This is a genomic window from Cryobacterium sp. AP27, assembly GCF_056680495.1.
This window is the reverse complement of the sequence record NZ_CM155285.1, coordinates 1478992-1498210: the sequence shown is the minus strand read 5'-3', so window position 1 is coordinate 1498210 and position 19219 is coordinate 1478992. Positions and strand designations below refer to the sequence as shown.

Sequence of the window (19219 nt, the reverse complement as noted above, 5' to 3'; positions counted from 1 at the left end):
ATACCCTGCTGATACCGGCGTGTCCTTCACTGATCAAACAGCCATCGCGCTGCCCGGGCCGAACGAAAGGACCAGACATGTGGACTTCAATGCGGCGCTCCCGCGCCGCCCACGCGACACGCTCATGGCGGGTGGGTGTTGCCGTTGCTTTACTGGCGTGCGTCGGCCTCGCCGCGTGCACCGCGACCGATCCGCCGTCCCCCGCATCGACCGCGCAGGCTGACACGATCGCACCGTTCCCGAAGCGCGGCGTCATCGACGCCGGCACATACCTCGTCACCGGCTACCCGGTGCCCTTTGAGATCACCGTCCCAGACGGCTGGGTGACCTACTTCGGGGATAGCCTGGGCAAGGACGACCCGGATCTCCCGAATGAATGGAATGCCACCGTGACTTTTTGGCCGCCCACCTCTGTCCCGACGGACGCATGCGCCTGGATGGGTGCGCTCGTCCAGATCGATCCAACGGCTGAGGCGTTCATCGATGCGATGACGGCGCAGGCGTCATCGGTAAGCACCCCTCCCGTCAAGGTCGTGGCGGGCGACTACTCCGGCTTCGAGTTCGACCACGCCGTCGCGAGCGACGTCGACATCCCCGCCTGCGACGACGGCGAGTTCTGCGTCTACTCGGATTCGACGCTGGACTGCACCGGACGCATGTACTCAAATGTAGGCGAGCGCGAAACCTTCCTGGTGGTCGGCCTGAACGGCGAGCGCGCTGTGATCTCGGTGGGCCAATCCCACGAATCGATCGATCCGGAGCTGATAAGGGAGGCCCGCGCCATCTTCGACTCGATCGAGTTCGTCAGATCCGACGAATGACGGACGGCCACGTCCTCGCCGTCAGCGTGAGTAAGAACGAGCAACAATCGGCGTTGAGAACCCGCACGCGCGGAAAGGCGATTGTTTGAGACCGGATACAGCCGGGGTGACCTCTCCCGCGGAAAGGCGAGTGCTCGGCAGGTCACGCTCACGCGAAGCGGAACACCAGCGGAAAGATCATGATCACGACAAGGGCCCAAACCCCGTAGGCCGGTAGGAACCTTGTCTGCCAGCGTTCGAGCGAGGTGAACCGGCGCCGACCACGAAGGAACCCGATCGTGAGCCAGGCTGCGCGCACCAAGTGCACCAGCAACAGCAGGTTGAGCCCGAGCGCGGCAATCTTGTTGGGGCTGAAACCGAACTCGGTGATTCGCGCCAGCATGGCAGTCAACATGACTGCGTCGACCGCGATCGCCACCACAACCAACACCAACTGGATAGCGTCGAACAGCCCGGGGCGGGCGAGAGAGTCCCGGGCCGATAGCGAGTAGAGCAAGAGGCACTGCACGAGCACCAGGATGGCGTCCATCAGGATGAGCAGGTCCCGGTCGACGGCCTTCAGGCCGCCGGCGGTGGCTACCACAGCGAGCACGGCTAATAGCATGATGATCGTCAGCGGGGTGAATACGCGGGTGAGCACCGGGGCGATATTCTCGACCACGTTCTGCTTGGCCTCCACCAGCCAAGCAGCCACGACGAGGGCGCCGGGCACGGCGATGGGCAGTATCCAGCCAGCCAGCACCGGTTCGGGGTCAACGCCTACGGCGGTCAGCACCGCGACGGTGAGGCCGACGAGCACGGCGCCGCCGAGGGCTAGCAGCGTGTAGTAAATCGCAAGCTCGCCGGTGAACCGCACGAAGTCCATCCGTCTGGCGTCGGAGCGCCAGCGGCCGCCGATGTAGGCCACGCCAACCAGAATCCAGAGCATGACCGGGGCGTGCAGCGCGGCGAGCAGGGCCGTGGAGCCGTCGACGGCGAACGGGTAGACGTTGAGCAGTACCGCCAGCGCGGCGAACGAAACGAGGAGCGCTGCCGCGACCGGCGCGGTGAGCCTGCGCTTCCAACCGAAGTAGGCGGCGAGGAATGGAAAGACGAGGAGGCCGAGGTTGCGGATCAGGCCACCGCTACCCTCGAGCAAGGTCAGGCCTGCCTTGACGGCCAGGCCCGTACCGAGGGCGAGGCCGAGCACCATGGCGAGTTCACGCCAAGCCGGCGTGCGGGTATCGTCGCCGTCATCCCGCACTATCACGAGCTGCTTCCAGAGCCGATCGGAGTGCTCCTCGGCGAATTCCCGGGAGACGGCGTCGAGGTTGCCCAGGCGCTTGATCGCAACGAGGAAAGCTTCGTCGTGGTCGAGTCCCGTGACCAATAGATCGTCGACCTGATCGCGCAGGTGGTCTTCCAGCTCCTCCGCATCGATGGTGGCGATCGCCTGGCGCCGCAGCACGTAGCCGCGCCACAGGTCGATCTGGGTCTCGAGGTCGCTGTCGAACGCCATCAGGCCCACGCTGCCGCCGCCGCGGGCGGTCGCGGATCGGCCTGCCACACCTGGCGGAGGGCCTCCACAACCACGGTCCACTGTTCCTGCCGCTCGGCGAGCTGCTCCCTGCCCAGGTCTGTGATCGTGTAGTGCTTCCGGCGACGTCCTGCCTCCGAGGTGCTCCACAGCGCGGTCACGTAGCCGAGCCGTTCCAGCCGGTGCAGCAATGGGTAGAGCATCCCGTCGGTCCACTGCATGCTGCCGCCAGAGAGCTCGCCGACTCGCTTGAGGATCGCGTAGCCGTACAGATCGCCGTCCATCAGAATCCCCAACACGAGGGGGGTGGCCGTGGCGGCGACCAGGTCTTTCTCGATGCGCATGGCGCCTCACTTCTATACCTAGAACTGCAATGTCTTGAACCCTAGCACCTCTAGGTATAGCGGCAGGCCAGCCAGGTGGGGCGCGCGTTGAGCGCATTCTCCCCGACTCTCGAAGCCGTGCGATGCGGCAAACGCGCACTGGCACCAGCGCTGGCGGTGACAAGATCAACGCCTGACACCGGGCAGTAGACGAAAGCAACAAGGCAAACGTCTGCCAGTCGCCGTGATAAACGTGACCAGACGTGGGTCAGGGTCGGAGGGGCCGAGTGGGCTCCTCCGATGGCAACACTCGTGATCCGGATAAGTCAAGTTGTGGCTAACTTTCCCCGGAGGCAAGCTCTGCAAGGGCAAGCCTCACCGGAACAGACAGGGCCGTCGGCCTAGCGCTCTCCCCGAACTGATGCTGATGGCAATGTCGCCGGGGTGCGCGGAGCGAGCCAGCCAACATGCGGAAAATGGTGCGCTCGTGGTCGAGTCTGCGGCGATGCCCAGTAGGTCCGCGTCGGGCGTTGAGCAGACGCCCATCCAGAGTCACCACTCGTTACTCGGGGCCGAGTCCGTGGATGCGGGCCCGCGGGGCGCTAGTCCATCGGGGGCGGCGGGAGCTCCTCGGTGTACATGCCGTAGGTCGTTGTACCGAGGATGTCACGCGATCCACAGTGGATGCGCTGGCCGACTGGACCATTGCCGCCGACAAGCTGCTCGTCTTCTAGCCCACGCAGCCACTTGTCACCGTTGGCTGTATAGTCAGTGCATGCTGACTATTGCTTCGCGTCTCGATGTCATGAACCGGCTCGGCCGGGCGATGGCCGACCCCACCCGATCGAGGATCCTGCTCAAGCTGCTCGCGCAGCCCGGCTACCCCGCCCAGCTGGCGCGCGACCTCGACCTCACCCGCTCGAACGTGTCGAACCATTTGAGTTGCCTGCGCGGCTGCGGCATTGTTGTCGCTGTTGCCGAGGGCAGGCAGACACGGTACGAAATTGCCGACCGGCACCTCACCCGAGCGCTGACGTTGCTCTTCGACGTTGTACTCGCCGTTGATGACGGCGTCGACTGCTCCGACGGGCACTGCGACATTCTGTTCTGCTGCGGGACCGGAGCATGACCGCCACAACGAATGGAGTTGCGCGCGTCGTCGACCCCGTCCGGAAACTGATCCTGCAACGCCGGATCCGGATCATCGTCACCATCACCATCACCTACAACGTGATCGAGGCGATCATCGCCCTGGCCGCCGGCACCATGGCATCCTCCGCCGCCCTGATCGGCTTCGGTCTCGACTCCATCGTCGAAGTCCTCTCCGCCGCCGCGATCGCCTGGCAATTCGCCGCCCCGGCCCCGGAGAAGCGCGAGAAAGTCGCGCTGCGCGTCGTGGCGTACTCCTTCTTCAGCCTGGCCGCCTACGTGATCGTCGACGCGGGCCTGTCGGTCTTTGGTCTTCGCGAACCGGAACACAGCCCGGTCGGGATCGCGCTGGCCGCCGTCAGCCTCGCCATCATGCCGGTTCTGAGCTGGTTCGAACGTCGCACCGGCCGTGAGCTGGGTTCGGCGTCGGCCGTAGCGGACTCGAAACAGACCCTCATCTGCAGCTACCTGTCTGCCGCGCTCCTCGGCGGGCTCTTGCTCAACTCACTTCTGGGGTGGGCGTGGGCGGATTCGATCGCCGCTCTCGTGATTGCCGGGTTCGCCATCCGGGAGGGCATGGAAGCATGGAAGGGCGACACCTGCGCCGTGCCGGTCAGCGCGCTCACGGGCGAACGAACCCTCGACGCAGACACCTGCTGCTAACTATCAGCTGGCCCGCTCATCGCACTACGCCGACAAGGAAAACCATGGTCACCACCAGCAGAAAAATCAGTCGCAACACACCGAGGCTTAGGGTGGCTATGTTCACGGCAGTTGCAGTGGCGACCGCCCTCACCGGCTGCTCCGTCCCGACTGAGGGCGGGCAGGAACACGCGGCCGAGAGCGGTGACGCGTTCGGCCACGTCCATGGAATCGGCATCAACCCGGCCACCGGCGCCGCCTTCGCCGCGACCCATGCTGGGGTCTTCGAACTCCCCACCCTGGATGCTGACACGGTTCGCGCCGACGACCTCGAGGGCCCCATCGCCGGCCGAGCGCAGGACACGATGGGTTTCACGATGAGCGGGGACATCATGTTCGGGTCCGGGCATCCGGACCCGGCCGAAGAACCGGATCTAAGCCCACCAAATCTCGGACTGATCACCAGCACTGACAACGCCTCCACCTGGGAATCGATCTCTTTGCGCGGTCGAACCGACTTCCACGACCTTTCCGTGACCCAGGACGGCAACAAAACCCGCATCTATGGGTACGGCGAGTCAGCCGGCATCGTCTCGATCAGCCAGGACGGCGGAAGCACATGGGCCGCCGGCGCCAGCCTTGCCCTGCGAGATCTAAGCGTCGACCCATCGACGCCGAGCACCGTCTACGCCACCACCGCTGACGGGCTGATGGTCAGCACCGACAGCGCGCACACGTTCACCCTTGTCTCGGACGCGCCACCCCTCTATCTGCTGGATTCGCTCAACGACAAGACCGGCGGGCTGATCGGCGTAGCCGTTGACGGACGCGTTTGGGTCCAATCGGGGATCGAGCCGTGGACATCCACCGGAAACGTGGAGGGCGAGACCGAGGCTCTCACTTACGCAGCAACGCCGACGTCTCGACTCGTTGTGGCCACCGGTCGAGGGATCATGGCCAGCGATGACCTCGGCACAACGTGGCGCGACGTGGTGCTGAACGGATGATGCAGATGAGGGTGGAGATCCTCCATATCGAGGACTGCGCGAACTGAAAGGAAGCCGCCCTCCGCGTGCGTACCGCGCTGGCAGTCACCGGGCACGAAGATGCCACGATCATCACCACGACGCTTCGAGCCCTTCACGCCGTCAGGCTTGGCCGGTCTCCCCACGGTCGGTCAATTGATGGGAGCCATTGGACATCGTTTCCCGCCGCCCCGTGACGGCCGGGCCGCGCAGGTCACGGGGCGGCGGCTGGATCAGTACTTCCGGTGCCGCTGTCACGGGCTCTCCGGCCACGGTCAGGGTCGCCAACGAGGCGCGTCCGGCTCGAAGGTATCGGCGGAGCCTCGCGGGCCAGCATCGTCGGGGCTGGGTCGTCATTATTTGAGGCACGGATCGGTCGCGCCACGATTGACTGTCTCACGCGCCGTCAGTGTTCTTAGACACATCAAGAAGGCCTACCGGCCATGGGACATGACCCTCGATAGTTACGTCCCAGTGTTGGTGTCTTTATCCAGGCTGTGCGCGCGTCACCGAAGGACCACGATAGCAGCCTGATGAAGATATCCGCCCCCCACGAAGCAGAAGCTCGGGGCCTTCGCTCCTACCGTGACCTCGCGCCCGCGCCTACCCTGACAGCAAACGACACGAGAGGACGACCATGTCGAACCCCAGCGCTCCCACCGCCACGCCCGTCCCCGCAGCCCCAGACCAAGGCCGCCGGTCTCTGCGCCGGGCGTGGATATCCGTGGCCGTCATACCCGTGGCCTTCGTCGCGGCCATGTTCATCGGTGAGGGGCTCCTGTCCATGCAGGGATACGAGTCTTATGGTGCGGAGCTGCCGCCGATTGGGGTTGTCATGCTGGCAAGTCTCCCGGCCATGTTGGTCATGATCGCTCCGGACCTCTTTTCCATCTGGTTCGGTTTCCAGGCCAGACGGCACGGAACCAGGAACGGCCTCTTTCCGGCCGCGATCGGGATTATTCTTGCGACCTTTGCGGTCCTCACAAACATCCTCCCCCTCCTGCTCAGGGTCTGAGCGACTCATCGGTCCCTCTGGCCCGCACGTCGCCGCGCTGGTGAAGCCTGCAACGTCCACCGATCTCACCGCACGGCGCCGAACCACTGACTAAGCCAGGGCAACTGTGCGCGTCAGCAACACCGTCGCGCTAGAGGTTCCCTTGTGAAAACGCCGATCGAGCCCGGCCCTGACTCTGCGATTTGTCCCATATCAGTGTCGCTCAAGGCCCGGCTTGCGGGCGCGAGGTCACCCCTTTGCGTGGCGTGGCACTGATCGTTGCGTGGCGCCTATCCGGCTTGACCATTACCGTGACCCCACCGCGTATTCAGTGATTGTCGACACGCGCTGTAGGTGCGTGGCTAGTGTAAGCACATGAGCAGCAGAACGGATCGAGCAAGTCTCCTCATTCACGCCGACAGGGACCACGTGTTTGCCGCCCTCACAAGTCCCAAGGCGCTCGTGCAGTGGTTACAGCCGAAGGGTATGCGCGGCCGTTTCGAGCGGTTCGATATGCGCGATGGCGGCTCCTACCGCCTCGTACTCACCCATGACAATGCATCTGGCGCGCCTGGCAAGACCTCAACCGACTCCGATGCGTCCGAGGTGCGAATCGCGCGAATCGTTCCGGGAGAATGTGTCCTGCAGGAGGTCAATTTCGAGTCGGACGATACTGAATTCAAGGGGACGATGCGAATGGGGTGGAGCCTGCGCAGCGAGAGTGACGGGACAGCGGTCGAGTTCGAGGCGCGAGACGTTCCGGAGGGGATTCGGGTACGCGACCATGCCGAGGGTCTCACTTCCTCGTTGTCGAACCTAGCCGCCTACCTCGAAGCGTAGGTTGCGGGTCCGCCATACGGGCGGCCGACCAGCAACGCTGTCGCGTCCGGGAGCTCTTCGGCGGTGGCGGTCTTGAAGCCGGTGAAGCCGTCCAACCGTGACCACGTCCACGGCGATGGTCCGGTCTGAGTCGTTGGCCGGTGACGGCCCGGCCGAGCTCATCGAGCCGGCAGAACCTGGTCAGGTCAGGACAGGCAATGGTAGCGTCAGACAAGTCGAGGCCTGCGAATCTGGAAGACCTCGACTTCCATCCCGGGGCAGCGATGCACAAACGCAGCCGGAGGCCCCGCCTCGTGTCACAGTCGCAGTGGACTGCGAGCGTACCCACTCAGATTGGTCAAATGCGCACCCGATAGCACAGGTGAAGCACCCGGTTACCCTGAACAAGTACGTCGGGGTCCTCCAACAGGTGCTGCGCGTCGACCGACCCGAAGTAGCGCTTCCCGGACCCAAACACCACGGGTGCGACGTCCATGCGCACCTCGTTGACCAGGCCTGCAGCAAGCGCCTGTCCACCGACGTCGCCGGCGGCGAACTCGACGATGCGGTCGCCCGCGAGCTCCTGTGCCGTGGTTACGGCTGCTTCGATGCTGTCGACGAAGTGGAACGGCGCCTCGGGGTCCCAGCCCTCGGGCGCCGGTCGGTGTGTCACGACGACGACGTGGTCGATCCCGCTCGGCGGCGCCCCGTCCCAGCCGTCCGTGATATCGAAGGCGTGGCGGCCCGCGATTGTCACCCCGACCTGGTCCCAGTAGGGCCGGATGTGGTCGTAGGACGCCTGCGACACCTTCAGTACGCCGCTGTCGTCCAACGGCACATCACCGCTGACCAACCACTCGAACAGCGGACCGGGATCGTCGTTCTCAGCGGCAATGAAACCATCCACGGAGACCGACGCATTTATGACCACTTTTCCCATGGATTCCTCCTCTGTTTGAGTCCCAAGTATTGCGTATCCTGCGTGGTCGCTCTTGTAAGAAATCATTCGGCTGGCAGTGGCCACCCGTCCAATACGTGACCGGGATGCTCGCGCAGGAATCGCCGCCGGACTTCGACATACCGGGTCGGCGTGAGCCCGGTGAACTCCCGGAACTCGTGGACGAAGTGGGCCTGGTCCAAGTAGCCCGCGCGGGCGGCAACCGCGGCCCAGTCGATCGGTGCAGCGACGTCAGTCGGGAGCACGGCGGCGCACCCTCCAGGTAGTAAAGATCGTCGATCAGCCCGTCGAGCGGCACCCTGGGCACATACTCCATGCTGACATCATCGCAGACGGCCCATCTGGCATCACGCGCCCGCGCAAGCATCGAGCCGGCGCCGATCCCTGACGGGTGCCCAGGCGCCGAACGAGTCGGCTAGAGGCAGAAGCCGCCGTCTATCTGCGCTCACTTCGCTGAGCCGCAGGCCCACTGACGGTAATAAGGCCCTCGCTCCAGTTGACGGTGATAAAGCCGTCAGGTACCCTGAAGGTGATAACACCGTCGCAAAGGGGAGTGTCGTGGCAGCACGTGGAGAAGTGAAAGGCCCTGAGGGCTTGGGGCGCATGCTGCAGCAAGGGCGCTTGGTGAGCGGGCTGACGCAGCGGGAACTCGCTGAGAGGCTGGAGACGGACCAGAAGTACATTTGGGGGTTGGAGTCCGGCAAGAACGCCATCGTGCTCGAGCGTATTTTTGCGATCATGCGCGAGACCGGCATTCGCATGTATATGGAGGTTGACGACCGCGCGGATGAGTCCCTGCCCGACAGTGGGGAGGCTCCCCGTGGCTGACCTGCACGTGGAACTCTACGGCCAACTGGTGGGTCATCTCGTCGGCACGGATCGCCGCACCTTCGACTTTGTCACGGCGAAGAATGCCATCGACACGTTTGGGCTCGGCAGCACGATCCTCTCGGAGTCGGTGCCGTTCGACCTGATCAGCAACCGCAGCAGGTCGGCGCGTCGACGAAATTTCTTCGCCGAGCTTCTGCCCGAGGGCACCGCGCTGCACACGCTCGCGGCCGAGATCAGGGTGTCCAGTGAGGACGTGATCGCGCTGTTGGCTCAGTTCGCCCGGGATGTCGCTGGTGCCGTTCAGATTTTTGACCCGGAGGCGCCGGGGGAGCCTCGCACTCCTGCCCTCGCCCCGGTTGACGCGGCCGCGGTCGGTCGGATGCTCACCAACACACAGGCCGCCCCGCTCGGAAACCGGCCGAAGTCCGGCCGCACGTCCCTGGCGGGCGTGCAAGACAAGATCGTGCTCGCACGACAGGATGATCAGTGGTTCCAGGTTCTTGAAGGGTATCCGTCGACGCACATCGTCAAGCCGCCGTCGGTGCGCTTCCCGTCGATCACCTTCGACGAGGAGTACGGCTTTCGTGCGGCCAAGGCAGCCGGACTGACCACGCTCGACGCGTGGATCGAAGACTTCGGCGGAATCCCCGGTCTCGTCATCGAGCGGTATGACCGATCGCCGGACGCACCGCAGGGCCGCATCCACCAGGAGGACATGAACCAGGCCCTGGGCGCATCGAAGAACGAGAAGTATCAGGAGTTCGGCGGCAAAGTGTCACTCAAACGCATCGCGGATGTCCTCGGTCGCGACGGCGACCGGGCCTCCGTTGAGCAGCTCCTCCGACTCCTGACCGTCTCGCAGGCCATGGGCAACCTCGATATGCACGGCAAGAACATCAGCATGATCCACCTCCCCGACGGCAACACGAGAATCACCCCGGCTTACGATGTTGTCCCGCAAACTCACCACGATAGCGACGGCAAAATGGCGCTGGCCGTCAATCGAAAATATGCCCACGCCGCCATCACCATCGATGACCTCATCGCCGAAGGCGAGTTGTGGAACGTGCGCATGCCTCGCACGATCGTCACGTCAGCGCTTGATGCTGTGGACCAGTTCGTGCGTTCCGAGAGTCCCGTCGAGCAGGCGTATGCCGGACTTCAGGACGACATTGCACGGTTCACGAGAAATCTTCTGGATGGACGCCCGACGGGCGCCGTCCACTACGTCGGGTAACGGTCAATAGTCGGGGCGGGATCAGTCCTGAACCCGTGACGAGATTCGTGCCACCTTTTACGATTTTGCTCATGCTCAATCTAGGGGTGGCGCAGAATGACGTCTGACGTCGCCTGGAGATTTGATGCACGCACGTTTATTCAACGTTTATTGCCTCGAACAGGCCGAAGCTGGTCCATATGTTTCGAGAGATTGGAGACGGATAGACCAAAGAACTCCTCGTCAGGTCGAGATTCCTCGAGGTTTTGACGCATCCTCTGCCGGCTCGAAAAAGAGTCCGGCGCAAACCGTTGGTCCTGGGTTCAAGTCCCAGTCGCCCTACTGTAAATATGGTTTGATCAGGGTTTCTTGTCTTGTCCGGTCATGTCCCATTGAGTGGTGTGGTTTCCCCGCTTTGAGCGTTGCTTCGTCAACGCAAGGAGCCATCGTGCGATGGTCAGTGAGTACCGACTAAAGCAACTCACGAAGGACACCACACGATGGCTCTAGACCAGTCTGCCCTGCTCAACCTGCTGGGAGAACTCAAACTCACCGATGTCACCGACCGCATCCGCGTCGCGACCGAAACTCTGTATCAAGAACTCATCGATGCGGAAGCGAGCGCGTTCATCGGCGCCGCCCCGTTTGAACGCTCCGGCGACCGCACCACGTACCGCAACGGCACCCGGCCACGGACTTTGAGCACGACCGCCGGGGACCTTGATCTGAAGATCCCGAAGCTGCGCGCCGGGTCGTTCTTCCCCGCCCTGCTCGAGCGCCGCCGCCGCGTCGACCAAGCCCTGTTCGCCGTCGTGATGGAGGCCTATGTCCACGGCGTCTCGACCCGAAAGGTCGACGACCTCGTCAAGGCGCTCGGCGCTGATACCGGGATATCCAAGTCGGAAGTGTCCAGGATCTGCGCCGGCCTCGACACGGAAGTGGCCGAGTTCCGGGACCGGACCCTGGCCGCTCAGGACTTCCCGTACGTGTTCCTCGACGCCACGTACTGCAAAGCGCGCGTCGGGCACCGCATCGTGTCCCAGGCCGTCGTCGTCGCGATCGGCGTCGCCGCCGACGGACGGCGGGAAGTCCTGGGGTTCGACGTGGGCGACAGCGAGAACGAAGGCTTCTGGACCAGCTTCTTACGGTCGTTGAAGACCCGCGGTCTCGACGGGGTGAAGCTGGTCATGTCTGACGCCCACACCGGGCTGAAGAAGGCCATCGGCACGGTCTTCCAAGGCGCCGGCTGGCAGAGATGCCGAGTGCACTTCATGCGAAACGTCCTCGCCGTGGTCCCGAAAGGATCCCAGGAGATGGTCGCGTCGATCATCCGCACCATCTTCGCCCAGCCCGACCGCGAGCACATCGAGAAGCAATTCCGTGAGGTCACCACGATGCTCAGCCGGTCCCACCCGAAGGTCGCGGCGATGCTCACCGATGCCCAACCCGACCTGCTCGCTTTCGCCGCGTTCCCGCGGCGTCACTGGCGACAGATCTGGTCGACAAACCCGTTGGAACGGGTCAACAAGGAGATCAAACGCCGCACCGATGTCGTCGGCGTCTTCCCTAACTCCGCCGCCCTCCTCCGCCTCGCGGGCGCAGTCCTGATCGAGCAACACGACGAGTGGGAAGCCGGCGAACGACGCTACTTCTCCGAAGCCTCGATGCTCGAGCTGGCCACAATGAACAACCCAACCGAGGTCATCGACGAGGCGGTGATCCTCCCAGAACTCGCTGCCGCCTAAACTAAAACAACTGACCCGCACGGTGACGATGAATTACACCACCCGGCGGGACGTGACCGCTTGTCCTCGGGGGCAAGACTTGATGTATCCATTGTTTATACATTGTTTATTGCAAAATAGTCGCTTGTTACGGGTGCTCATAGTGAAGGTGCACGACCCGGTTCGAGTGGTCTGGAATGACCTTGAACACCTATGAGTTATGGACACTCAGCACCTCATCGGGCTCGGTGTTGAGCCGGTATTAACGACAAGCGAACTCGCCGAGTATCTCGGCGTGAACGTGCAGGCCATCTACGATTTGCGCAACGACGGGCGTGGCCCGTCCGGCTTTCGGGTTGGCCGGGAGATCCGCTACCGCGTCTCCGATGTTCTCGGCTGGCTCGATGGTCTCCACGAGCCAGCACAGTCGCTGCGTGAACGCGGGGGAAAAAGCCCCCTCACACGCCAAAGGCGCTCACGCCCGACCAGATAGTGGCCATCAGACTGGCGGCCCGCGAATGGCACACAAAGGAGGGCCGGATGGGGCGCCGGTCCGACGGTCAGGTGCGGGACGTCATCGAGGTGATGCTCGGCACGGCAACGCGTATTGGCGAGGTCCTTGCGATTCGGCAGTGCGATATCGACTTGGACGCCGATCCGCCTCGGGTGACCGTGTGCGGAACGATCGTCGTGAATAGGGGAGCCGGTGTGGTCCGCCAGGAGCATCCGAAGACGCACGAGTCGAACCGGGTCATTGGTGTGCGGCAGCCCGACCGCACGGTCAAGCCGGGGCCCGCCGCGGTGCTACAGAAGCTCGCACCGCCCAAGTGAGGTGTCGCAGTGGGGAACCCTTTACGGGAAGCGCCGAGGAACAGGTAGCGTCAGGTTCAGCGTCGGCACCAGGCCGTCGAAGGGGGAAATGCTTTCTGGCTTGAGTGGTCCGCATGTACTGGTCATCCTCGGGGTGTTCGCCATCATCGCACTCGTCGTGATCGCCATCATCGTTGTCGCGATTCGACTCTCACGAAAAAGCGATATCCGTCCACTGCCTTCATCACCTGATCCTGTCGAACAGATTCAAAGACTTGCCAAGCTGCGTGACGATGGCTTGCTTTCGCAAGCAGAATTTGAAACGAAACGGGCGGAACTTCTGGGCCGAATCTGACCTAGGACCGCCGTCGCAGTGCGGTTCCAAGAACTTCCACGCAGTCCCGAAAGTCGGACGGCCACTGCGACACTTCAGCGTGGAAGTTCGATGGACCGGTTTAGCTGACTCCTGTGGAGATTCGTCTTCGCTGGAAAGATGTCATCATACCCAAGCCCTACCCACCCGAATTCCGACGCGATGTTGTCGCGGTCGCCCGGAAGCACGAAGCCCCGCTTAACCAAATCGCGAAGGACTTCGGCATCTCCTGTCTGGCGATCTGGCTCAAGAAAGCCGACGTCGAAGAAGGCGTCAAGCCGGGCGTGACGAAAAAGGAATCCGCCGAGCTCCGCGGAGCGAAGAAGCGCATCCTTGAAGCCGACCGAGCTGGACCGGGCTACCATGTCGCTGGAGGGCTCATGGACGCAGACGATGTGGTGCGCGAGTTCGGCACCGAGCTCGCGAGGGATGCCGTCTCTGCGGCGTCGCCCGGAGAGTTGGAGCTGTTCGATGAGGTCGCCGACGAATACTGGGCCGACCCAGTGGCCGCAGTCGCAACGGATCGGCGCGACGAGCGTCTCGGATTCGGCATCGACCTCGCACTACTGGCGCCCTACGCCATCGCCATCGCGGTGTCCGTCGGCCAATACCTTTTGGGAATCCTCACCGACGCATTCGCCGGCGAAGCGAAGTCCATCGTCGCATCCAAGCTCGGCACATTGCTCCGGAGAAAAACGGGGCCAGGGGCCCCGCAGCTGACGTCGGTACAGTTCGCGCAGGTGCGGTCCGTCGCTCTCGACGCGGCAGTTCGTCTGGGGCTCCCGACAAACACCGCGCGACTGCTGACGGACGCGATCGTCGGCGGGCTGGTGCAGATGCCGGGTACCCCGGGCGGGGGATCCACCGATGGACGTGCCGCTCCCTGAGCCGGACGCCGGCGAGCTTCCCGCTACGCGCGGCCTCGCTCTCCGCCCGAATGTAGCTGTCTTCGCCGCCTCAACCTATGCCGCCTTCCTCGCCCTCGTCCTCGCCGAGGTCGCCGTAGGGGCGTTCCTCGGCAACTGGCTGTTCAACGAGATCCTCGGCGGAACGTGGGCGCGTGTGCTTGCCGCATGCCTGCAATCCACTCAGAATGATCCGCAGACCACCTTCGCCTGCTATTCGGGCATCGAGCGGACTCGCGGCGTGTGGTCGGTCGCGGGCGCAGGTGTCGTCGGGGGACTCGGCCTCATCGCCATGGCGTACGCGCCGCGCTGGATCAGGCGGCGACGTGCACTCCGTCCGCTCGGTGAAGCGCATCAGGCGCTCCAGGTCCGCTTCGCGGCGGCGAGCGCGGCGATCGGGCTCCGAACGCCGCCGAAGCTCTTGCTCGGTCCGCTGCGGCAGCGCGACGCGTTCTCGTTCGGTGCATACGGTCGCTACGCCATCGCGATCCCTCGTGCACTCGCCTGCCGGGGGAACTCGGCGGCTTTTGATGGCGTGATCCGGCACGAGCTCGCTCACGTCCGCAACCGCGATGTCGGGTTCTCCTGGCTGGCGAGGTCGATCTGGTACATCGTGGGTCCGCTACTCGTGGTTCCCGTCGTCTGGGGCGTGATTACGCTCGAGCCGTCCCTGCTCCCGGGCTACATCCCACGTGCCCTGGTCATAGCCGTGGTCGTGTGGGCCGCGGCGCGCAACCTGATCCGCGTGCGCGAGTGGGAGGCCGATCTCACGGCCGCGCGCGGAGGGCCGGACGAGCTCGCGCTGGCCGAACGCACGGTCAGATTGGCGACCGCCACCGCCACGCACCCCCTTCGTCGATCCTTGGCAGCACATCCGTCGGTCGCATCGCGGCTGGCCGCGCTCCGCTCGCCCGAACGGGTGACCATTGTCAGGTTCGGGGATACTGCGGTCGTGGGCCTCCTCGTCGCCTTCGCGGTGCCGATGATCGAGCAGGCCTCGCAGTCGAGTCTCTCGGGAGGAGAGACGCTCTGGTCGATCACCTTCTCGGCGCTCGTCGCCGGTGCGATCCTCGGGTCATCCGTCGGCCTTGGCATCTGGCGCAACGTCCACGCCGAAACCGCGGCGAGCCTCGCGGACCCGGCGGCGCGCAGATCGCATTCGCGGCTCGCCGCCGCAGCTGGGCTCGCCGTGGGCATGCTCGTCGGAGAGGTGCTCTCTCTCCGGCACGTCGGCATCCCGATAGGGGATTGGCTAACCCTCACCGGCCTCATCCCCGCCCTCGCAATGGGGTCAACCGTGGCGGTCTCGGCGTCGCTCGCGTCGGCGTATATCCTCGGCGTCGGACGGCGAGGGCCTCGCATCGTCGGCCTATTCGTAAACATCGCGCTCTTTGGCCTGGCGTGGTGGCTTTCGCGCTCCATGCAGACAGCCTGGGACCTCATGGGATGGGATCTGTTCGCTCCTAGTGCCGCCCTCTTGTTGGGGGCGAACGGAGGCTGGTTGGCGGCGGCGGTCATCGCGACAGTCGGCGCGGCCGGCATGATCGGACTCGCGATCCGCCGGGCGACCGTGCCGCAATGGTGGTTCGAAGGCGCTCCCGCCTCGCCCCCGCCGGCAGCGCCGGCCTCTCGGTCGATGCTCGCGCTCGCCGTCATCGGAGGAGTGGCGGTCGGCCTGGGCTGTGCGGTCATCGCGCTCCTCCGGTGGCCGACGGACGAATCGGTCAGGGCCGCCGGACCCGGAGCTATCGAAACGGTCATCCTGATCGCTGCGGTGGGGGCCGCATGCTGGAGCCTCGGGGCAACGCTCGCGTTACGCGCGGACGGACCAACGGTTGGCCTCGTCGGCGGACTGATCGCTGCGGCCATAGGCTCGGCGGGCGGCGCGGCAGTCGTGGGCATCTCGTCGGGAGTGGTGAATCCGGCATCGCTATGGACCCTCGTGGTGGAGACGGCGCTGACCTGCGCGCTTCCGCTCGGCGCGCTCGGCATCGTGATCGGGGCCGCGCCCGGTGTGCTCACTCCGGCCAATCCGATCGCTCGCCCGCGGTGGCGTATCGCCGCACCCGCCGTTGCGGCGGTTGTGGGACTGATCCTGGCCGGAATGCTGATTCCGGCGCCTGCGGATGCGACCGCGGGCCCGGCCACCGTAGTCGAGGCCGCACTGTCATCGGCAATGGAGGAGGCGGCAGGTAAGTGTGAAACGGGGGTCACGAGGGGGTCGTGAGCAGTCGAGCGCGAGCTCGGGGTTGGCCGGCCAGACGGCGGATGGCCACCGCATCGGTAAGACTAGCGACAGGGATCCGGTCGTCACCAGTGCGCCTGCGCGCCGCGTTCACCACGCCGACCCGCCCTGACGAGAAGCAGTTGGGCGCCTCGAATCGTCCGTTAGGCTGCACCTAGCGGATCGGGGGAGAATATGGCGACTGCGCTCGAAGAAGGCGCCGACATTCTGCGTCGCGCATTTGGTCGGTCCCTCTCCGGGCCGCAATGGCTCCTCGGGTTCGCTGTGGCGAGTTACGCGGTCGCGCTGATGCTGCATCGATCCGGCGAGTTCAACCCGCTCGTGGACGGCGGGTTGCGACTGATCACAGTGTGGCTTCCCACCGCCGTGTGCGCGCTGGCCGCCTATCGCACGCGGTTCCGGCGCCCCGAGGTTCTCCTGGCAACGGCTGCCGTTGCCGCCTTCGCGATCGGCGACACCTACGCCGTGCTGACGACCGCGGCGGGTATGGAGCTGCCGCACCCCTCTCTTGCCGACATCGGATACCTGGCCTTTTACCCGCTGATGGAGGCGTCCCTGATCGTGCTCCTGGGTCGTGCGACGCAGGCAATGACGTGGGCACTGGTTCTGGATGGCGTCCTGGCTTCGTTGGGCGCGCTCGCGGTGCTGGCGGTGTTCTTGGATCCACTTCTCAAGGGGGCGGCAGAGGGGCCGGCGTCCTGGACTACAGGAGTCGCCATCTCCTATCCGCTCCTCAATCTCGCCCTTGTGGGTGCGTGCGTCGGCGTTCTGGCGGCGCAGGGCCGCAATGTTGGCCGCCGGTGGGGGCTGCTTGTGGTCGGATTGATGCTCTTTACGGCCACGGACCTCATCGACGCTTCGCTGGACTTGAACGGCGCCGATTCCGTGGGAATTCCCCTCGCTGCGGGCTCGGTGGCCGGGATCTCGCTGGCGACCCTGTGGGTCCACGCAGCTCTATTCCCTTCGGCACCGCGGAACGCATCACCGTGGTCCATTCCGGCGACGACCGTGCCCGTTCTTGCCACCGCAGCGTCGCTCGGAGTCTTGATCTTCGCCAGTCGGGTGCCGGTCTCGGCCTTGGCCCTGGTCCTCGCGAGCCTTACTCTCGTCCTGGCCGGGCTGCCGCTCGTGTTCCGCCAGCGGATCCGGCTCGCCGAAATGCGCGTCCAGGCGATGACCGATGAACTCACCGGCCTGCCGAACCGGCGGGCTCTCTACGCCGACGTTCCGCCGCGCCTGACCGCGAGCGCGCGGCGCCGCAGCGCCCTGCTTCTGCTCGACCTCGACAGATTCAAGGAAGTCAACGACAGCCTCGGCCACGACGTCGGCGACCTTCTCCTCGTGGAGGTCGCCAAACGCCTCTCCGGAGAACTCCGCGACACCGACATGCTCGCCCGCCTCGGCGGCGACGAATTCGCCATCCACCTTGCCGACTCCGATTCGCACCAGGCCGAGGCCGTGGCCGCCAAACTCCGCAACGCGATGTCCGAATCGTTCATCCTCAACCGCATCCGAGTGCAGTCCAGCGCCAGCATCGGCATCGCCGTCTACCCGGAACAGGGTGAGAACCTCACCGTGCTCCTGCGCAAAGCCGACATGGCTATGTACAAAGCGAAGACGACCCACTCCGGGCACCACGTCTACACCGCCGCCGACGGCGACGGACACGGCGAAGATCGCCTCCGCACGCTCCAAGAACTCCGCCTCGCGCTGAGGGAAGACCAGCTGGTGGTGTACTACCAACCCCAGATCAACTTCACCACCGGCGAGGTGAGTGGCGTGGAGGCCCTGGTGCGCTGGAATCACCCCACCCGGGGCCTGCTCAACCCCGACGCCTTCCTCGCCCTGGTCGAAGAAGCAGGGCTGATGTACCAGATGACACAGATCGTGCTCGAGAAGGCCCTCGACCAGGCCGCGGTCTGGAAAGCCAACGGCCGACCCCTGTCCGTTTCCGTCAACCTCTCCGCCAGCTCACTCGTGGACGCCGAGCTCCCGGAAACGGTCGGCAGGCTGCTTGCCTCCCGCGGGCTGTCTCCCTCCCTGCTCGTGCTCGAAGTCACCGAGGACTTCCTGATGGCAGACCGTGATCGTGCCCGGGACATCCTGACGCGGCTTCGGTCCACGGGCATTGGGATCTCCGTGGACGACTTCGGTACGGGATACAGTTCGCTCGCCTACCTGCGCGACCTGCCCATCGACGAGCTCAAACTGGACAAGTCCTTTGTGCTGCCGATGTCCTGCGACCCCCGCGCGGCTGCGCTCGTCGCTTCCATTATTGACCTCGCGCACAGCCTCGGCCTGCGCATGGTCGCCGAGGGCGTCGAGGACGACATCGCCTACTGGGATCTGGCCCACCTCGGTTGCGACATCGGTCAGGGGTTCCTCATGTCACGCCCGATCCCCGCCGCTGAGTTCGACGAGTGGCTGGCCAATCACGATCCCGTGCGAGTCACTGCCGAGTTCAAAGCGATGTGAACTACACGCTCCTGCCGGAAGTGCCTGGCGAGCGGAAGAACCTTCGGCGGGCAGTATCTGGGTATGTGCCAGCGGCCGGAGGCCCGTCTCGCACCTCGTTGTACGGAGCCATCACGTTGGGGGGGCACGCGGTTGAGCGGGGTCGTTCCGATGCCCGCATGGATACGTTAATGCCGTAGTAGTTGCGCCAAGGATCAAGGGCCCGGGTCGGCTCCGTCGTGCTGGTGCTTGCTTGGCGGTAGATCCATTCGGCTTTGAGAGTGCGGTTGAAGCGTTCGGCCTTCCCAAATTGACACAGCATCGGCACTCTCGGCCGCCGGTGGATTGGCCGCAGATCTGTCGCGCTGGTCGTCCCACTTGCGGGCCCGCAAAAATTGCGTCGCGGGTCAGATC

Annotated in this window: 19 protein-coding genes; 15 read left to right on the top strand and 4 right to left on the bottom strand. The window is 64.7% G+C overall.

Annotation, left to right across the window (positions count from 1 at the left end; all coding sequences use genetic code 11):
• Positions 1–89: 89 nt before the first annotated feature.
• Positions 90–821 (top strand): hypothetical protein, encoded by a 732-nt coding sequence (locus AC1MB9_RS07100; RefSeq protein ID WP_479964324.1) that lies wholly within the window; start codon positions 90–92, stop codon positions 819–821.
• Positions 822–969: 148 nt separating this feature from the next.
• On the opposite strand, the gene AC1MB9_RS07095 is transcribed toward AC1MB9_RS07100, so the two are convergent.
• On the bottom strand, positions 970–2367 hold the full coding sequence (locus tag AC1MB9_RS07095) for a permease prefix domain 1-containing protein (RefSeq protein WP_479964323.1): 1398 nt from the start codon (positions 2365–2367) through the stop codon (positions 970–972).
• Positions 2319–2681, bottom strand: coding sequence for a PadR family transcriptional regulator (locus AC1MB9_RS07090; RefSeq protein ID WP_479964322.1), 363 nt, complete (start codon positions 2679–2681; stop codon positions 2319–2321). Before AC1MB9_RS07090 ends, AC1MB9_RS07095 begins: the two co-directional genes overlap by 49 nt.
• Positions 2682–3435: 754 nt before the next feature.
• Here AC1MB9_RS07090 and cmtR point away from each other — a divergent pair.
• The 5 genes from cmtR (at position 3436) to AC1MB9_RS07065 (ending at position 7310) form a co-directional block, all read left to right on the top strand.
• On the top strand, positions 3436–3789 hold the full coding sequence (cmtR, locus tag AC1MB9_RS07085; RefSeq protein ID WP_479964321.1) for a Cd(II)/Pb(II)-sensing metalloregulatory transcriptional regulator CmtR: 354 nt from the start codon (positions 3436–3438) through the stop codon (positions 3787–3789).
• A complete protein-coding gene (locus tag AC1MB9_RS07080; RefSeq protein ID WP_479964320.1) occupies positions 3786–4472 on the top strand; it encodes a cation efflux transmembrane domain-containing protein in 687 nt (228 codons plus the stop codon). The genes cmtR and AC1MB9_RS07080 overlap by 4 nt, the downstream gene beginning before the upstream one ends.
• Positions 4473–4570: 98 nt before the next feature.
• Positions 4571–5458: a F510_1955 family glycosylhydrolase gene (locus AC1MB9_RS07075; protein WP_479964319.1), complete on the top strand. Its 888-nt coding sequence runs from the start codon at positions 4571–4573 to the stop codon at positions 5456–5458.
• Positions 5459–6113: 655 nt separating this feature from the next.
• Positions 6114–6491, top strand: a complete 378-nt coding sequence (locus AC1MB9_RS07070) for a hypothetical protein (protein ID WP_479964318.1) — start codon at positions 6114–6116, stop codon at positions 6489–6491.
• Positions 6492–6845: 354 nt separating this feature from the next.
• Positions 6846–7310 (top strand): SRPBCC domain-containing protein, encoded by a 465-nt coding sequence (locus AC1MB9_RS07065; RefSeq protein WP_479964317.1) that lies wholly within the window; start codon positions 6846–6848, stop codon positions 7308–7310.
• Positions 7311–7647: 337 nt separating this feature from the next.
• Here AC1MB9_RS07065 and AC1MB9_RS07060 read toward each other — a convergent pair whose 3' ends face one another.
• Positions 7648–8229: a dihydrofolate reductase family protein gene (locus AC1MB9_RS07060; protein ID WP_479964316.1), complete on the bottom strand. Its 582-nt coding sequence runs from the start codon at positions 8227–8229 to the stop codon at positions 7648–7650.
• Positions 8230–8291: 62 nt separating this feature from the next.
• A complete protein-coding gene (locus tag AC1MB9_RS07055; RefSeq protein WP_479964315.1) occupies positions 8292–8492 on the bottom strand; it encodes an AraC family transcriptional regulator in 201 nt (66 codons plus the stop codon).
• A 313-nt stretch (positions 8493–8805) separates the two neighbouring features.
• On the opposite strand from AC1MB9_RS07055, the gene AC1MB9_RS07050 reads away from it, so the two are divergent.
• From AC1MB9_RS07050 to AC1MB9_RS07010, 9 genes are all read left to right on the top strand, one after another.
• Positions 8806–9075 carry a helix-turn-helix domain-containing protein gene (locus tag AC1MB9_RS07050; RefSeq protein ID WP_479964314.1) on the top strand — a complete coding sequence of 90 codons (270 nt, stop codon included), beginning with the start codon at positions 8806–8808 and terminating at the stop codon, positions 9073–9075.
• A complete protein-coding gene (locus AC1MB9_RS07045) occupies positions 9068–10315 on the top strand; it encodes a type II toxin-antitoxin system HipA family toxin (RefSeq protein ID WP_479964313.1) in 1248 nt (415 codons plus the stop codon). The genes AC1MB9_RS07050 and AC1MB9_RS07045 overlap by 8 nt, the downstream gene beginning before the upstream one ends.
• A gap of 479 nt (positions 10316–10794) precedes the next feature.
• Positions 10795–12039 (top strand): IS256 family transposase, encoded by a 1245-nt coding sequence (locus AC1MB9_RS07040; protein WP_479963004.1) that lies wholly within the window; start codon positions 10795–10797, stop codon positions 12037–12039.
• Between the two features lie 199 nt (positions 12040–12238).
• Entirely contained in the window at positions 12239–12511 is a 273-nt protein-coding gene (locus AC1MB9_RS07035; protein WP_479964312.1) for a helix-turn-helix domain-containing protein, read from the top strand.
• Between the two features lie 47 nt (positions 12512–12558).
• On the top strand, positions 12559–12849 hold the full coding sequence (locus AC1MB9_RS07030) for a site-specific integrase (RefSeq protein ID WP_479964311.1): 291 nt from the start codon (positions 12559–12561) through the stop codon (positions 12847–12849).
• 88 nt (positions 12850–12937) lie between these two features.
• Entirely contained in the window at positions 12938–13183 is a 246-nt protein-coding gene (locus tag AC1MB9_RS07025; protein ID WP_479964310.1) for an SHOCT domain-containing protein, read from the top strand.
• A gap of 113 nt (positions 13184–13296) precedes the next feature.
• Positions 13297–14088, top strand: coding sequence for a transposase (locus AC1MB9_RS07020; RefSeq protein WP_479964309.1), 792 nt, complete (start codon positions 13297–13299; stop codon positions 14086–14088).
• Positions 14069–16333: a M48 family metalloprotease gene (locus AC1MB9_RS07015; RefSeq protein WP_479964308.1), complete on the top strand. Its 2265-nt coding sequence runs from the start codon at positions 14069–14071 to the stop codon at positions 16331–16333. Before AC1MB9_RS07020 ends, AC1MB9_RS07015 begins: the two co-directional genes overlap by 20 nt.
• A gap of 192 nt (positions 16334–16525) precedes the next feature.
• Positions 16526–18826: a putative bifunctional diguanylate cyclase/phosphodiesterase gene (locus tag AC1MB9_RS07010; protein ID WP_479964307.1), complete on the top strand. Its 2301-nt coding sequence runs from the start codon at positions 16526–16528 to the stop codon at positions 18824–18826.
• Positions 18827–19219 lie beyond the last annotated feature (393 nt).

Bases quoted from the DNA above. Each gene is read 5' to 3' on its own strand.
- AC1MB9_RS07100 (WP_479964324.1), top strand. From the start codon at position 90: ATGCGGCGCTCCCGCGCCGCCCACGCGACACGCTCATGGCGGGTGGGT.
- AC1MB9_RS07090 (WP_479964322.1), bottom strand. From the start codon at position 2,681: ATGCGCATCGAGAAAGACCTGGTCGCCGCCACGGCCACCCCCCTCGTG.
- cmtR (WP_479964321.1), top strand. From the start codon at position 3,436: ATGCTGACTATTGCTTCGCGTCTCGATGTCATGAACCGGCTCGGCCGG.
- AC1MB9_RS07080 (WP_479964320.1), top strand. From the start codon at position 3,786: ATGACCGCCACAACGAATGGAGTTGCGCGCGTCGTCGACCCCGTCCGG.
- AC1MB9_RS07075 (WP_479964319.1), top strand. From the start codon at position 4,571: ATGTTCACGGCAGTTGCAGTGGCGACCGCCCTCACCGGCTGCTCCGTC.
- AC1MB9_RS07070 (WP_479964318.1), top strand. From the start codon at position 6,114: ATGTCGAACCCCAGCGCTCCCACCGCCACGCCCGTCCCCGCAGCCCCA.
- AC1MB9_RS07065 (WP_479964317.1), top strand. From the start codon at position 6,846: ATGAGCAGCAGAACGGATCGAGCAAGTCTCCTCATTCACGCCGACAGG.
- AC1MB9_RS07060 (WP_479964316.1), bottom strand. From the start codon at position 8,229: ATGGGAAAAGTGGTCATAAATGCGTCGGTCTCCGTGGATGGTTTCATT.
- AC1MB9_RS07040 (WP_479963004.1), top strand. From the start codon at position 10,795: ATGGCTCTAGACCAGTCTGCCCTGCTCAACCTGCTGGGAGAACTCAAA.
- AC1MB9_RS07035 (WP_479964312.1), top strand. From the start codon at position 12,239: ATGGACACTCAGCACCTCATCGGGCTCGGTGTTGAGCCGGTATTAACG.
- AC1MB9_RS07030 (WP_479964311.1), top strand. From the start codon at position 12,559: ATGGGGCGCCGGTCCGACGGTCAGGTGCGGGACGTCATCGAGGTGATG.
- AC1MB9_RS07025 (WP_479964310.1), top strand. From the start codon at position 12,938: ATGCTTTCTGGCTTGAGTGGTCCGCATGTACTGGTCATCCTCGGGGTG.
- AC1MB9_RS07015 (WP_479964308.1), top strand. From the start codon at position 14,069: ATGGACGTGCCGCTCCCTGAGCCGGACGCCGGCGAGCTTCCCGCTACG.
- AC1MB9_RS07010 (WP_479964307.1), top strand. From the start codon at position 16,526: ATGGCGACTGCGCTCGAAGAAGGCGCCGACATTCTGCGTCGCGCATTT.